This is a genomic window from Ureibacillus sp. FSL K6-3587 (assembly GCF_038593165.1).
GTDB classification, from domain to species: domain Bacteria; phylum Bacillota; class Bacilli; order Bacillales_A; family Planococcaceae; genus Ureibacillus; species Ureibacillus suwonensis.
This window is the reverse complement of sequence record NZ_CP151969.1, coordinates 1-15337: the sequence shown is the minus strand read 5'-3', so window position 1 is coordinate 15337 and position 15337 is coordinate 1. Positions and strand designations below refer to the sequence as shown.

The window sequence follows — 15337 nt, the reverse complement described above, 5'->3', positions numbered from 1 at the left end:
TTGATGGTTGATTGCAAAGTAGGTGAACAATTTGGCGAAACGGAAGACGAGAGGGAAAACAAAAGCGAAAACGAAAGCAAAAAACGGCATTTCCGTCCTCTATTTTGAAATCATTGGATTGCTGTTGATTGGTTTTTCAATCATCATCTTTTTCGAATATGGTTTTGTCGGCAAAACGGCGCAAAATATTTCCATGTTTTTATTAGGCAATTTATACTTTGCCATTCCGACATTTCTTGCACTATTCGCATTATTATTGATGGTCAAGCGTGAAAAAATCCCGCTTACGGACCGGGTTGTTCTCGGTGTCATCATGATGATTTTCAGTCTGTCAATTTTTAGCCATAGTGTACTTATTGAAGAGTTATATAAACAGGATGCCTTGGAATCTAAATCGGTCTTGAAAGAAACTTGGCGGATCATGATTACGGATGGCGGGATTGTAAACAGAAGCAATGCTCTGGGCGGCGGATTTATTGGGGCATTATTATTCAGCATGTTCCACATTCTATTCGGTTCCGCCGGAGCTCGGGTGGTCGCCGTGTTATTGTTCATTATCGGAATGGTTTTAGTGACGGGAAAAGCTTTTGTGCCAATGATTGCCGAGAAAATTCCAAACCTCAAAATAAAACTGCCACAACGGAAAAAAAGAAAACGCCGTTCTTTGAATAAGGACGAGAATGCCAAAAAGCGGGCGAAAACAAGTGAACAATCAGCATTAAAAGAAATGGCTGTGGCAAATGAAGAAACAGTTCCGTTATCCATTATTGAAGAGGATAAAGAGGATCATGAACCAATCATTTCTGCCTTCACCCAAAATATTCAAAAAGTGCGGGAAGAGCCGGAAGAAGTGACGGATGACGAATCCATTGAAGAAACGATTCAGCAGTCTGTTGAAAAGAATGTGGAAAATCAGGATTATCGCTTGCCGCCGATGAATTTATTGAATGTCCCCCCTGAGCATGATCAAAGCGGGGAATATTCAATTATTCAAGCAAATGCGAAAAAACTGGAACAAACCCTTTTAAGCTTTGGTGTGAAAGCGAAAGTGGTGCAAGTACACTTGGGCCCGGCTGTGACAAAGTATGAGGTCATGCCGGATGTGGGGGTAAAGGTAAGTAGAATTGTCAATTTACAGGATGACCTGGCCCTTGCACTGGCCGCAAAAGACATCCGAATGGAGGCGCCGATTCCCGGAAAGTCGGCCATTGGTATTGAAGTGCCGAACAGTGAAGTCGCCGTTGTAACACTGAGAGAAGTCCTTGAATCGAAAGAAAATAATAAACCGGATGCAAAACTATTGATCGTTTTTGGACGGGATATTACAGGACAGGCCATTTTGGCGGAATTGGACAAAATGCCTCACTTGCTCGTCGCCGGTTCAACGGGAAGCGGGAAAAGTGTGTGCATAAACGGAATCATCATATCCATCTTGATGCGTGCAAAACCGCATGAAGTCAAAATGATGATGATTGACCCGAAAATGGTGGAATTGAATGTCTACAACGGCATTCCGCACTTGCTTGCGCCCGTTGTGACGGATCCGAAAAAAGCGTCCCAGGCGTTGCAAAAGGTTGTCAGCGAAATGGAAAGACGCTACGACTTGTTCTCCCATACCGGAACAAGAAACATCAAAGGGTACAACAACTATGTTGAACGTTACAATCAGGAACACGATGAACAAATGCCGAAGTTGCCGTATATCGTTGTGGTGATTGACGAGTTGGCGGATTTAATGATGGTGGCATCCCATGACGTGGAAGATGCCATTACGCGCTTGGCTCAAATGGCGCGCGCGGCAGGTATTCACTTGATTATCGCAACCCAAAGACCATCCGTAGATGTCATTACCGGGGTCATTAAAGCGAATATCCCATCCCGTATCGCCTTTGCCGTATCGAGTGCTGTGGACTCCCGCACGATTCTTGACATGGGGGGAGCAGAGCGGCTATTGGGACGGGGAGATATGCTCTTTATGCCGGCGGGAACTTCCAAACCAATCCGTGTTCAAGGGGCATTCGTTTCCGATGAGGAAGTGCAGGCGGTTGTGGATTATGTCATTTCCCAACAGAAAGCCCAATATGATGAAACGATGATCCCAACGGATGAACCGGAAAAAAGCTTTGAAGAGGAAACCGACGAGTTATATGATGAAGCGGTGAAATTGGTGGTGGAAATGCAATCCGCCTCCATTTCCATGCTGCAACGCCGCTTCCGCATCGGTTATTCCCGCGCCGCAAGAATCATCGATCAAATGGAAGCCCGCGGGGTCGTCGGTCCTCCCGACGGCAGCCGTCCAAGACAAGTGCTGATTTCCAATATCAACGAATAAACAAAAGCTGTCCGGAAGAAACTTTTCGGGCAGCTTCTTTTGTTCCAGGGTAGAGCTATTTATTTGCCGCTTCCCATCCTATAAAACTGTGACACAATTACAACAATTCATGCAGGAATCTTTCTTTGACAGCGGGCCATTCCTCTTTGATGATGCTATACATTACCGTATGGCGGATGGTTCCGTTGGGCCTGATCATGTGATTTCGAAGCACGCCTTCCTTTGTGGCTCCAATTCTTTCGATGGCTCTTTGGGATTTTTTATTTGTATGGGCAGTTTTCAGTTGAACCCGATTCAATTGCAACTGCTCAAAGCAATAGGAGAGTAGCAAATATTTGCAATTGGTATTGACCGGTGTACGCCATACCGATGGATTCAGCCATGTTCCCCCAATTTCCAGCCTTTTATGGTCCAAAACGAGATCTAAAAATGAAGTGCAGCCTACAATTCGATTGGTTTTCTTATGGATGATGACAAAGACATAGGAAACTTGCTCCTTCCGTTCTTGAACCGCTTTTCCCACATATTTTTCAACCGCTTCTTTCGTTGCCAAATCAACCTGCATATGTTCCCAGATACGTTCATCCTTCGCCGCTTCGGCAATCGCTTCGATATCTTCCGATTCTATTGGCCGCAGCAAAACGATATCATTTTCCAAAATAATATGTTCCATTGTATCAACTCCTTTGTTGCCATTAAAAACCTCCTTTGGTATTTTTGAAATAACCAAATTACGAATTTTTCATCATACCAGGAGGTTGCCGATGGAGCTGCAGTTTCAATTTCCGGATGGGGTGCCCAAGTATATTGCAATCTACGAACAATTAAAGGAAAAAATCATCAATAAGCAAATAAAGCCAAATGAAAAATTGCCTTCCAAAAGAAAACTTGCGGAACAATTAAATATCAGTATCCAAACGGTCCAAAACGCATATGAACAATTATTGAGCGAAGGCTTCCTGTACAGCGTGGAACGTTCCGGCTACTTTGTCGCCAAATATAATGAGGAATGGCTGCGCGTTCCTGCAACGAAAAAGCCGTCCATCAAACCCGCTGAAGAGAAAACGATATTTAATTTAAAAAACGGACAGGTAGATGCGGAGGCATTTCCTTATAAAATTTGGGAAAAAATATATAAAAACCAATTGCAAAGCCATCCCGTCCACAATAGTGCATGGCAAGGAGAAGAATCGCTGCGAAAGGAAATTGCCCAATATTTACATATGGCAAGGGGAATTGCTTGCGAACCGGAGCAAATCTTTCTATTCAGCGGCACACAACAGCAGTTGCAGGCATTATGCATTTTTTTTGGCAATATTTCGGTTGCGGTGGAGGAACCCGGATATTTTAGGGCAACTTCGATTTTTCAGCAAATGCATTATGATATTGAATATGTACCGATTGATCAAGCTGGAGCCGCTGTTCCTTCAAAAAAGGTGAAATTGTATTATGTAACGCCGGCCCATCAATACCCTTTGGGGGTTGTGATGCCTATTGAACGAAAAGCCCGGCTTCTCCAATGGGCAAAAGAAGTGGATGCATATCTGATCGAGGATGATTATGATGCGGAATTCCGTTATAAAGGGTTACCGATACCGCCGCTTTCAAATCTGGATCAACTTCAACGGGTGATTTACTTTGGCACATTCTCCAAAACCCTCATCCCTTCCATAAGGATGAGTTATATGGCATTGCCGTTACCTCTTGCAGGGGAATTTCAAAAGTTTTATCAAAATCAAAAACCGACCGTATCGAGAATCGATCAACTGGTTGTTGCTGAATTTATGCGTTCCGGGCATTTTGCAAAGCATATTGAAAAAATGCGTACATTGTATCGCAAAAAAAGAAAGCAATTATTGGCGGCATTACAAACCAATTTGACGGATGAGTTTAAAATTTTTGGCGATACAGCAGGACTTCATATCATCATTCAACTCCCTCCTTGGCTGGAAGAAGGGCGGGCGGTTCAAATTGCATCGGAAAATGGAATAGCCATCGATCCGGTTTCAACATGTTATCAGACGAAAACAACCAATCATCTTGTAATGGTAGGGTTTGGAGCGATTCCAATCGAAAGCATTTATCCCGTGGTTGAAACTTTGGCCAAAGCTTGGCTGGAATCCCGTGAATGAGGCGACTTAAGTCCTTCTAAATGCCAAATGGAAAATTTTCTATTAAAATAAAAATGTTGTACATAAACAAATTTATTCCATGTATAGTAGTAATAGTGGTCAATTCGTAGTTTTTTGAATAATATACTGGTCTCTTGAGAAAATTATTTATGAGGTTATGCATAATATTGGGAAGTCAGGAGGAATTTTTTTGTTTCAGACGACGAAATTGGCGGAAGGTGTTTCGCTACATATAAGAAAAACGACACAATTTAAAACGGTCAATTTCTCCTTTAAATGGAGAACACCATTGACGACAAAAACTGCAGCTGAACGGGCCGTACTTTCAAATGTGTTGCAGCATAGCAATGCAAGATTCAGGAAGTCGGCGGAGTTTCGCAGTTATTTGGACGATTTATATGGAACGATGCTGTATTTCGATGTTTCGAAACGTGGCGGGGAACATACGGTCATGCTGAATGTCGAAACGGTAAATGACCAATATTTGTCCAACCAACCGGTTTTAAACGATGTGATTGACTTGCTTCAAACCGTCATCTTTCAACCGAATTGGAAAAACGGTCAATTTGTCCCTTTCATCGTTGAACGGGAAAAACAAATCGTCATTCAGCGAATCGAATCTGTTTTTGATGATAAAACCCGTTATGCCCAACAGCGTTTGACGCAAATTTTACGTCCGAATCATCCTGCATCCATCCCTGCAAGCGGCACGATCGAAACGGTGAAAGAAGTGACACCGGCGTCATTGACTGAGGCTTACCAGTCGATGATCGACAACGATAAAATCGACATTTACGTTGCAGGGGATATCGACGTTGAGGAGATACAAGAAAAAATGAAAAAGGCTTTTCAATTTAAAGATCGTACTCCTCAAAAACCAACCATCAATGAGGATTCAAAACCGGAGAAAGATTATGTAAAAGAATTTCAGGATATGAAACAAGGGAAACTGCATATGGGCTTCAGCACACCGGTGAAATTCGGGGATCCTGATTTTCCGAAAATGCAAATTTTCAATGGCGTTTTTGGAGGTTATGCCCATTCGAAATTATTTATGAATGTGCGCGAACGGGAAAGCTTATGTTATTATGTTTCCAGCTCTTATTCGCCGCATTACGGACTCCTTTATGTCATATCCGGGATTGAACCGAAAAACGAGAAAAAAGCCATTGATATCATTTTTGAACAATTGGATGAAATGAAAAAGGGGAATATCGCCGACTTGGAATTGAATCAAACGAGGGCGATGCTCGTCAACCAATTGCGTGAAGCCTTGGATTTGCCTCGCGGGCAAATTGATATTTTTGACCAATACAAAGATTTGGATGAAGAATTTTCCGTGGAATTATGGAAGGAACGTTGGGAAAAGGTGACAAAAGAAGACCTGCAACAAATGGCATCCCAATTGAAACATGAAGCTACGTACTTCCTCTGCGGAAAGGAGGCGGAATAATGGAAACCATCGAATTTCAACAGTTGGATGAAACGTTATATTATAAAAAGCTGGCCAATGGGCTGGATGTCTATATATTGCCTAAAAAAGGATTTTCCAAAACGTTCGTTACTTTTACAACAAAGTACGGTTCTGTTGACCGCACTTTTACGCCGATTGGTGAAAAGGAGCCCATTACCGTACCGGATGGCATCGCCCATTTTCTTGAACATAAAATGTTTGAAAAAGAAGAAGGCGACGTATTCCAAAAGTTCAGTGAAAGAGGGGCTTCCGCAAACGCATTCACCTCTTTTACAAGAACCGCTTATCTATTCTCTGCGACGGACCATATTTTTGAAAATACGGAAACATTATTGGACTTTGTGCAGGAGCCGTATTTTACAGAAAAAACGGTGGAAAAGGAAAAGGGGATTATTGGACAGGAAATTACGATGTACGATGATCAGCCCGATTGGCGGCTTTATTTTGGCGCAATCGAAAACATGTATCACAATCATCCGGTAAAAATTGATATTGCCGGAACGATTGAATCGATCGATCAAATTACAGCCGAACATTTATATACTTGTTACAATACGTTCTACCATCCTTCCAATATGCTGCTTTTCATCGTCGGCAATGTGGATCCGAAAGAGATGATGGCATTTATTGAAGACAACCAAAATAAAAAGTCTTTCAAAGAAGCGCCGGAAATCCAACGCTATTTTGATGAAGAACCGTTGGCAGTGGCCATCAAAGAGCGGGAAATCCAAATGGATGTCCAACAACCAAAAGTGTATGTCGGGCTGAAAGCGAAAGAAACCAACTTGAGCGGAGAAGAAATGCTGAAGCATGAGCTTGCAATCCAAATCGGATTGGAAAACTTATTTGGCCGTGCATCGGAATTTTACACAGATGTTTATGACAACGGTTTAATCGATGAGTCCTTTGCTTACGATTTCACGTTGGAGAAAGGTTTTGGTTTTGCTTTAATCGGTTCCGATACGCCAAATCCTGACGCACTCGTTGAAAAAATCTTGAATACCGTAAATCACGCGGAGCAAATGCTCAATGTTGAATCCATTGAACGCATCAAGCGTAAAAAAATCGGTTTTTTCTTAAGAGCGCTTAATTCTTTGGAATATATTGCGAATCAATTTACAAGATATAAATTTAATGATATGAATTTATTTGATGTAGTTCCGGTGATTGAAAAAATTACGTTGGAAGATGTAAAAGAAGCTTTCCAATCGATTCAAGGGGAATCCCAACAAACAATCTTTAAAATTTTACCGATAAGTAGGAATCAACAATGAAGAAATTTGCACTTGTGATCGGGGCATCCGGTGCGATTGGCAGTGCGATTGTAAAGCGTCTGGCTAAAGATGGCTGGTCGCTTTATTTGCATTATTTCAGAGGCCGGAAAAAAGTGGACCAATTAATGAAGGAATTGACAGCCGCTTATCCGCAATCGGAATTCATTCCTGTACAGGCAGATTTTTCCGTTGATGGGGGAGCGGAGCAATTGGCGAATCAAATCTTCTCTGTCCAGGCGGTGATTTTTGCCGGCGGAACGGCATATTATGGCTTGCTTGAAGATACGCCGGCAAGCATCATCGATAAGTTGTGGAAAGAACATGTGCAAAATCCGATTCGCCTTGTTGCGCTTTTGTCAAAAAAATTACGCCAAAACGGCAGCAGTTATATCATGTTCATCGGATCCATCTGGGGAGAAGCGGGTGCCGCCAACGAAACCGTTTATGCCACGGTGAAAGGGGCCCAGCACGCTTTTGTAAAAGCTTATGCGAAAGAAGCGGCCAGCCAGCGGATATTGGTCAATGCCATCGCACCGGGAATCATCAATACCGACATGAACTCACATTTATTAGAAGAGGAAAAACAGGCGATTTATGATGAAATTCCGCTCCATCGCCCTGGAGAACCGGAAGAAGTGGCGAATCTCGTCTCCTTTTACATTAGTGGTCAGGCAGATTATGTAACGGGACAAATTATTCGATTAAATGGTGGTTGGTACATATAAAATTGGATGCTTGACCATACTAATGTCGAAAAGGAGGAGAGAATATGGAAATATTACAAAACTGGGAAAAATGGAAATCATTCTTGGGAAAACAAGTTGAAAATGCAAAAAATATGGGATTATCCAGCAACACAATTGAAAAAACGGCTGTACAAATCGGCGAGTATTTGGCAAAAAATGTGGACCCGAAAAATGAGCAGGAGCGGGTTCTGGCTGATTTATGGTCAGTGGCTGATGAAAAGGAAAAGCAAGCACTGGCAAGCTGTGTCATGAAATTGGTGCAAGACAAAAAAGTTAACTGATGCTCTATTTTTGAAAAAGGAAAAGGGGGATTTTCCTCCTTTTTCTTCATTCAAATTGAACTTAATGTAAAATAAAGCATAATTTTGTCCGATTTTGGCACAATTTTGTCGCATTGTAAACTTTTCAATACATACAAAATCCGCTATGATGAAACTTGTAGGTAATCAATTTCGTTTCTATTGCAAGGGGACGGTTGTGGATGGGTGAATGGTACTTCGAATATGAAATTCAAGTAAATCGTCCAGGTTTATTAGGGGATATCGCCTCATTGCTTGGTATGCTGAAAGTGAATATCGTAACGATTAATGGTGTTGACGAAGGGCGTCGAGGTTTGTTGTTAAAAGCCGAAAACGAAGAATCCATCAAACGGTTTCAATCCATTGTCAATACGATTGATGATATCCGCGTCACAAAATTCCGGGAGCCGAAACTTCGCGACCGTTTGGCAGTTCGCCACGGTCAATATATTGAAAAAGACGCAGATGAAAAAAATACATTCCGTTTTGTACGGGATGAACTGGGCATATTGGTCGACTTTATGGCTGAATTGTTCAAAACCGATGGACATAAGTTGATCGGCATCCGCGGAATGCCCCGGGTGGGGAAAACGGAATCCATTGTTGCCGCAAGCGTCTGTGCCAATAAAAAATGGATATTTTTATCCTCCACTATGATTAAACAAACGGTTCGAAAACAACTGATAGGGGATGAATTTAATACAAATAATATATTTATCCTCGATGGCGTTGTCACTAGAATGTCGACAGATGAAAGGCATTTACGGCTTGTTCGGGAAGTGATGAAAATGCCCAGCGTAAAGGTGATTGAACATCCCGACATTTTTGTGAAACATTCCGAATACTCCATTGAAGATTTTGACTATATTATTGAGTTGAGGCATCATCCGGACGAAGAAATAGTTTATGATGCGATTGTAAAAAATGACACTTTTGCAAATGATGACTTTTTCTCATTTTAATAATATTAGATAAAGTAGGTGTTATGGTTGACAGAGCTTGGTACTCGCCTAAAGGAAGCGAGATTGTCTAAAGGTTACAGTTTAGATGACTTGCAAGAAATAACAAAAATTCAAAAGCGATATTTGATCGGCATTGAAGAAGGAAATTATTCCATCATGCCTGGTACTTTCTATGTCCGTGCGTTTATTAAACAATATGCGGAAGCGGTTGGCTTGGATCCGGAAGAAATTTTCGAGCAATATAAAGATGAAATTCCGAGTCATCAAACAGAGGAAGTTGCCCAATCATTCTCCCAAAGTCCAACACGGAAAAGATTAAAAACCGCATCTCCAAATAAATTGATGGAAAATTTGCCGAAATATGTCGTCGCTTTATTCATTATCATTATTATTGCTGTTCTTTGGTTCTTTTTCTCCCAAAGACCTTCTACCGAAGATGAATCCGTGACGGAGAATGGCGATTCATTTGAATACGAACAAACGGAAGTTAAAACACCTCCTGCAAAAGATAATGAGGAAAAAGGAAAAGAGGAAAATTCTGACAAACAACCGGCAACAGAAGCGGATGAGGAAGAGCAAAAAGATGATGAAAAAACAGCTCAAGTGATTTCCGAGGGAGAAGTGCAGCCGGATGGGGTATCAACGGTCTATAAATTGTCCGGAACTGACAAAATGCTCATCCGTGTGGAAGTATTGGGTGATACATGGGTAAGCATTCGTGACGCGAATGGAAACGAACAGGTGGAAGATCGCATATATAAACAGGGCGAAGTGGTGGAACATGATTCCACAGCGAACGGTTATGCCCGCATTCGACTTGGTTTCTCCAATAATGCAAAAGTTTATGTAAACGGTGAAGAAATCAAGTATGTTCAAGATTTAAGTGCGCAAAATATCATTATTCAATTCAGCGAGGAACAATAGTCATCTAATGAAGATGACTATTTTCTTTCGCCCAAAAGTTGTATAGTAAATAATGGATGCACCAATATTTTCTTTCTGATGAAAGGTTGTAGAGAACGATGAATTTACCAAATAAAATAACCGTTTCCCGCATTTTATTGATTCCGATTTTTGTGATTGTGATGATGTTTGATTTTAATTGGGGAACAATGGAATTATTTGGGGCGGAAATGCCTGTCCACCATTTTGTAGGTGCACTGATTTTTATAGTTGCATCATGCACCGATTGGATCGATGGACATTTTGCCCGGAAATATAATCTGGTCACAAATTTGGGAAAATTTTTGGATCCTCTTGCAGATAAACTGTTAGTGACTTCCGCATTCATCCTGTTGGTGGAACTTGGACTTGCTCCAGGATGGGTGGTTATTGTCATTTTAAGCCGTGAATTTGCCGTTACCGGTTTGCGTTCCATTTTGGCCGGGGAAGGAAAAATTGTCGCCGCCAGCAAATTGGGAAAAATCAAAACATGGACGCAAATCGTTGCCATCGTTGCTTTGCTTTTGCACAATACTATTTTTGCACTGTTCGGCATACCATTTGATGACATCATGCTTTACGTAGCATTATTCTTTACCATTTGGTCCGGATGGGATTACTTCTATTTGAACAGACATGTTTTTGTCAATTCCAAATAAGTGAGGGAAAAAGATGAATGCCGAAATAATTGCCGTGGGCTCCGAATTGCTTTTAGGTCAAATTGCGAATACGAATGCGAAATTTATTTCCGCCCAATTATCCGAAATAGGCATTAATGTTTATTTTCATTCTGTGATTGGCGATAATGGGGGAAGATTGAAAAAAGCGATTGAAATTGCTGAATCCCGCGCTGATTTGATCATTTTTTCCGGCGGATTGGGACCGACGAAGGATGATTTGACAAAGGAAACGCTTGCCGGGCATTTGAATGTGCCGCTTGTGTATGATGAAAATGCGTTGGCGACCATTGAATCATTTTTTAAAAACCAAGGCCGGACAATGACGGAGAATAATAAAAAACAAGCCCTGGTTTTGCAAGGAAGTGAAGTGTTGCCGAATCATCACGGCCTTGCTCCCGGCATGATGCTGCAAAAGGATGGCCGGACTTACATATTGTTGCCTGGTCCGCCAAAGGAACTGGAGCCGATGTTTCAATTTGAAGCAAAGCCTCGGCTTGCTTCCCTCATCAGCAAAGGCGGGGTAATTCTTTCCCATGTTCTCCGGTTTTATGGTATCGGAGAAGCGGAGTTGGAAACGGAAATTCAACATATTTTGGATGCCCAAACAAATCCGACGATCGCCCCGCTCGCCTCTGATGGAGAAGTGATGCTGCGCATTACGGCAAAAGCGGATTCAAAAGAAGAGGCATGGAAATTAATTGATGAAGAGAAACAGGAAATATTATCGATTGTCGGAAAATACAACTATGGTACAGACGATGATACGTTGGCTTCAAAAACCGTTGAAATGCTGCTTCATCACAAATTGACCATTTCAGCAGCGGAAAGTTTGACGGCCGGGCTATTCCAATCGGAACTGGCGGAAATCCCGGGTGTTAGCGGAGCCCTTGTTGGAGGAATGGTCACTTATACGAAAGAAGCAAAAATCAACCAGTTGGGCATACCAAAAGAATTGCTGGATCAACATGGCATCGTCAGCAGCGAATGTGCCGCAAGTATGGCGAAAAATGTCCGTGAAAAATTCGGCACGGATATCGGGGTTGGATTGACCGGTGCTGCCGGTCCGGAGCCTCACGATGGAGAACCGGCAGGAACGGTTTGGATCGGCATTGCCATTGGGGATGATGTGGTGACGAAAAAACTCCGGCTTTCTGGCCTACGAAATACAAACCGGTTACGCGCGGTAAAATATACGTTCAGTTATTTGATCCGATTGCTTGAGGAAAAAGGGTATAAAAAAGTGTGAAAAATAAAATTTGAGCCTAAAAATGGGCTCAAATTTTATTTTTGCGAAAATACGTTCGCTTTTTTATTGATTATTTCTCAAAAAAGAAGTATAGTAGAAACAGAACAATACAGATACGTTTTTTAAGGAGGAAATGTTTTGAGTGATCGTAAAGCTGCCTTAGAAATGGCGTTAAAACAAATTGAAAAGCAATTCGGCAAAGGCTCCATCATGAAGCTTGGCGAAAAAACAGACCTGCAAATTTCCACAGTTCCAAGCGGATCATTGGCCCTTGATGCAGCTCTGGGGGTTGGCGGATATCCTAGAGGCCGAATTATCGAAATTTATGGTCCTGAATCATCCGGTAAGACAACGGTGGCATTGCACGCGATTGCGGAAGTGCAAGCCCAAGGCGGACAAGCGGCATTTATCGATGCAGAACACGCGTTAGACCCAATTTATGCCCAAAAATTGGGCGTCAACATTGATGAATTGATTCTTTCCCAACCAGATACAGGAGAGCAGGCATTGGAAATCGCTGAGGCGTTGGTACGAAGCGGCGCCATTGATATCATCGTCATCGACTCTGTGGCGGCATTGGTGCCGAAAGCGGAAATCGAAGGCGAGATGGGCGACTCTCACATGGGATTGCAAGCCCGCCTCATGTCCCAAGCTTTACGAAAATTGTCCGGGGTAATCAATAAATCCAATACGATTTGCATTTTCATCAACCAAGTGCGCGATAAAATCGGCGTCATGTTTGGAAATCCGGAAACAACACCTGGAGGCCGCGCTTTAAAATTCTATTCTTCCATCCGTTTGGAAGTCCGCCGTGCGGAAACAATTAAGCAAGGCAGTGAAATGGTGGGAAATAAAACAAAAATTAAAGTGGTAAAAAATAAAGTTGCCCCTCCATTCCGAACAGCTGAAGTGGATATTATGTTTGGTGAAGGCATTTCCAAAGAAGGCGAAATCGTGGATATCGGTGTGGAATTGGACATCATTCAAAAGAGCGGTTCTTGGTATTCCTATAACGATGAACGAATCGGCCAAGGACGGGAAAATGCGAAACAATTCTTAAGAGCAAATCCGGAAATCCGGGATGAAATTGCAGAAAAAATCCGTGAATCTTTTGGCATGGCATCAAACACATATATGATCGCTGCCCATAACGACGATGAAGAAGTGGCGGAAGAATTGCCATTATTTGACGAAGAATAAGGGATTGCTTTTTAAAGAGCGAATCAGAGGACGACGATAATCTGATTCGCTTTTTTATTGTAGACGGAGCTTAATAGATTTTTTGACCCTTAAAAATGATCCGGAGCCGCCTTTTCCATTATTATATGTATAAAAATAATCAAATAATGGAAAAATGGTAAAAGAAAGTTTTCGTAAAGGAAACCATAAACTTCCTGATCCTTTTTATACCAATGGTTTTATAAAAAATACCAAAAATTATCGTATTTTATTATCCTGAAAAAAGGAAGCAACAATCAAAATCAAATGCCATCAGCAGTGGCAATCCTTGACAGAGAAAACTCCGAACTATACAATTAGACTGTATAATTTTTTTCAATGATAAAATGAAATAGGCAATATGTTGAGAATTGTTATCAATATATGAGCCGACTGAAATTGCATGTGATAATAGCAAGAGGAGGTGTTCGTATGGAATACATGATCTCCGCTTTGCTTGGGCTCATCGTCGGTGCCGCTGTTATCTATTTCTATATGAAAAAAGTGAATGAATCGAAAGTAAATGGTGCGAAACACTCAGCTGAGCTCATTATAGATGAAGCGAAGCGAGAAGCGGAAGCGCTGAAAAAAGAAGCACTATTGGAAGCGAAAGATGAAACTCACAAACTTCGGACTGAAGCTGAAAAGGAAATTCGTGAAAGACGTGCTGAGCTTCAGAAACAAGAAAACCGGTTATTGCAAAAGGAAGAAAATCTTGATCGCAAGGATGATGCTCTAAATAAGAGAGAAGCAAGTCTAGAGAGAAAAGAAGAGGCTCTAGCCGAAAGACAACAGCATATTGAAGAAATGGAAAGTAAAGTGGAAGAGCTCGTAAAAAAGCAGGAGTCAGAGTTGGAACGAATTGCTTCTTTATCTAAAGAAGAGGCAAGAGAGTTCATTTTGAAACAAGTAGAGCAGGAACTTTCAACGGAAATTGCGATGATGATCAAAGAAGCTGAAACCCGTGCGAAAGAAGAGTCTGACAAAAAAGCGAAAGAAATTTTGGCATTGGCTATGCAACGATTTGCGGCCGATTATGTGGCGGAAACGACTGTATCGGTTGTCAACTTGCCGAATGACGAAATGAAAGGACGAATCATTGGCCGTGAAGGACGGAATATTCGTACCCTTGAAACGCTTACTGGTGTGGATTTGATTATTGATGATACGCCGGAAGCGGTTATTTTATCAGGTTTTGACCCGATTCGTCGCGAAACGGCCCGTCTTGCCCTTGAAAAACTGGTGCAAGATGGACGAATCCATCCGGCACGGATTGAAGAAATGGTTGAAAAATCACGCCGGGAAATGGATGAACATATCCGTGAAACGGGAGAGCTTACAACTTTCGAAGTCGGTGTCCATAATTTGCACCCAGACTTGATCAAAATTTTGGGCCGCATGAAATATCGGACAAGCTATGGCCAAAACGTATTGAAACATTCCATCGAAGTGGCCCATTTGGCAGGACTCATGGCTGCTGAATTGGGCGAGGATGTGGCGCTTGCGAAGCGTGCTGGATTGTTGCACGATATCGGAAAAGCCATCGATCATGAAGTGGAAGGAAGCCACGTGGAAATCGGTGTTGAACTTGCAACGAAATACAATGAACACCCAGTTGTAATTAATAGTATCGCTTCCCACCATGGTGATGTGGAACCAACGAGTGTGATTGCTGTCATTGTGGCGGCGGCAGATGCCCTTTCAGCTGCCCGTCCTGGTGCTCGTAGTGAAACACTAGAAAACTACATTCGCCGATTGGAGAAACTTGAAGAAATTTCAGAATCCTATGAAGGTGTGGAAAAATCCTATGCCATTCAGGCAGGCCGGGAAATCCGGATCATTGTACAACCTGAAAAAATTGATGACTTACAAGCACATCGACTTGCCAGAGATATCCGTAAACAAATTGAGGAAGAACTCAACTATCCTGGTCACATCAAAGTGACGGTCATTCGGGAAACTCGTGCAGTAGAATATGCGAAGTAAAATCATCCCTCTTTTGACGGTAGTCAAAGGAGGGTAATTTTTTTAT

The 15337-nt window shown here is 42.0% G+C and carries 13 protein-coding genes; 12 read left to right on the top strand and 1 reads right to left on the bottom strand.

The genetic code is table 11. The features are described 5' to 3' along the window. Positions 1-31 precede the first annotated feature (31 nt). A complete protein-coding gene (locus NSS77_RS00065) occupies positions 32-2332 on the top strand; it encodes a DNA translocase FtsK (protein WP_342469812.1) in 2301 nt (766 codons plus the stop codon). 97 nt (positions 2333-2429) lie between these two features. On the opposite strand, the gene NSS77_RS00060 is transcribed toward NSS77_RS00065, so the two are convergent. Continuing rightward, a complete protein-coding gene (locus tag NSS77_RS00060; protein WP_342469811.1) occupies positions 2430-3005 on the bottom strand; it encodes a GNAT family protein in 576 nt (191 codons plus the stop codon). 91 nt (positions 3006-3096) lie between these two features. Between NSS77_RS00060 and NSS77_RS00055 the strand changes: the two genes are divergently transcribed. The 11 genes from NSS77_RS00055 to rny all read left to right on the top strand — a co-directional run bounded on the left by NSS77_RS00055 (position 3097) and on the right by rny (position 15291). Continuing rightward, positions 3097-4464, top strand: coding sequence for a PLP-dependent aminotransferase family protein (locus tag NSS77_RS00055; protein WP_342469810.1), 1368 nt, complete (start codon positions 3097-3099; stop codon positions 4462-4464). Positions 4465-4654: 190 nt separating this feature from the next. Continuing rightward, complete coding sequence (locus tag NSS77_RS00050; RefSeq protein WP_342469809.1) at positions 4655-5917, top strand: pitrilysin family protein; 1263 nt, start codon at positions 4655-4657, stop codon at positions 5915-5917. Then, positions 5917-7212, top strand: a complete 1296-nt coding sequence (locus NSS77_RS00045; RefSeq protein ID WP_342469808.1) for a pitrilysin family protein — start codon at positions 5917-5919, stop codon at positions 7210-7212. The genes NSS77_RS00050 and NSS77_RS00045 overlap by 1 nt, the downstream gene beginning before the upstream one ends. After that, a complete protein-coding gene (locus tag NSS77_RS00040) occupies positions 7209-7937 on the top strand; it encodes an SDR family oxidoreductase (RefSeq protein ID WP_342469807.1) in 729 nt (242 codons plus the stop codon). The genes NSS77_RS00045 and NSS77_RS00040 overlap by 4 nt, the downstream gene beginning before the upstream one ends. A gap of 44 nt (positions 7938-7981) precedes the next feature. Further along, positions 7982-8239: a DUF3243 domain-containing protein gene (locus tag NSS77_RS00035; protein ID WP_342469806.1), complete on the top strand. Its 258-nt coding sequence runs from the start codon at positions 7982-7984 to the stop codon at positions 8237-8239. A 200-nt stretch (positions 8240-8439) separates the two neighbouring features. Continuing rightward, positions 8440-9219: a DUF3388 domain-containing protein gene (locus NSS77_RS00030; RefSeq protein ID WP_342469805.1), complete on the top strand. Its 780-nt coding sequence runs from the start codon at positions 8440-8442 to the stop codon at positions 9217-9219. A gap of 18 nt (positions 9220-9237) precedes the next feature. After that, a complete protein-coding gene (locus tag NSS77_RS00025) occupies positions 9238-10143 on the top strand; it encodes a RodZ family helix-turn-helix domain-containing protein (RefSeq protein ID WP_342469804.1) in 906 nt (301 codons plus the stop codon). A gap of 98 nt (positions 10144-10241) precedes the next feature. Then, the gene (gene pgsA, locus NSS77_RS00020) at positions 10242-10820 is read left to right on the top strand and encodes a CDP-diacylglycerol--glycerol-3-phosphate 3-phosphatidyltransferase (RefSeq protein WP_342469803.1); all 579 of its coding nucleotides are present in this window, start codon (positions 10242-10244) and stop codon (positions 10818-10820) included. Between the two features lie 13 nt (positions 10821-10833). Then, positions 10834-12087: a competence/damage-inducible protein A gene (locus NSS77_RS00015; RefSeq protein ID WP_342469802.1), complete on the top strand. Its 1254-nt coding sequence runs from the start codon at positions 10834-10836 to the stop codon at positions 12085-12087. 138 nt (positions 12088-12225) lie between these two features. After that, complete coding sequence (gene recA, locus NSS77_RS00010; protein WP_342469801.1) at positions 12226-13287, top strand: recombinase RecA; 1062 nt, start codon at positions 12226-12228, stop codon at positions 13285-13287. Positions 13288-13737: 450 nt separating this feature from the next. Further along, positions 13738-15291, top strand: coding sequence for a ribonuclease Y (rny, locus tag NSS77_RS00005; RefSeq protein ID WP_342469800.1), 1554 nt, complete (start codon positions 13738-13740; stop codon positions 15289-15291). The last annotated feature ends 46 nt before the right edge of the window (positions 15292-15337 follow it).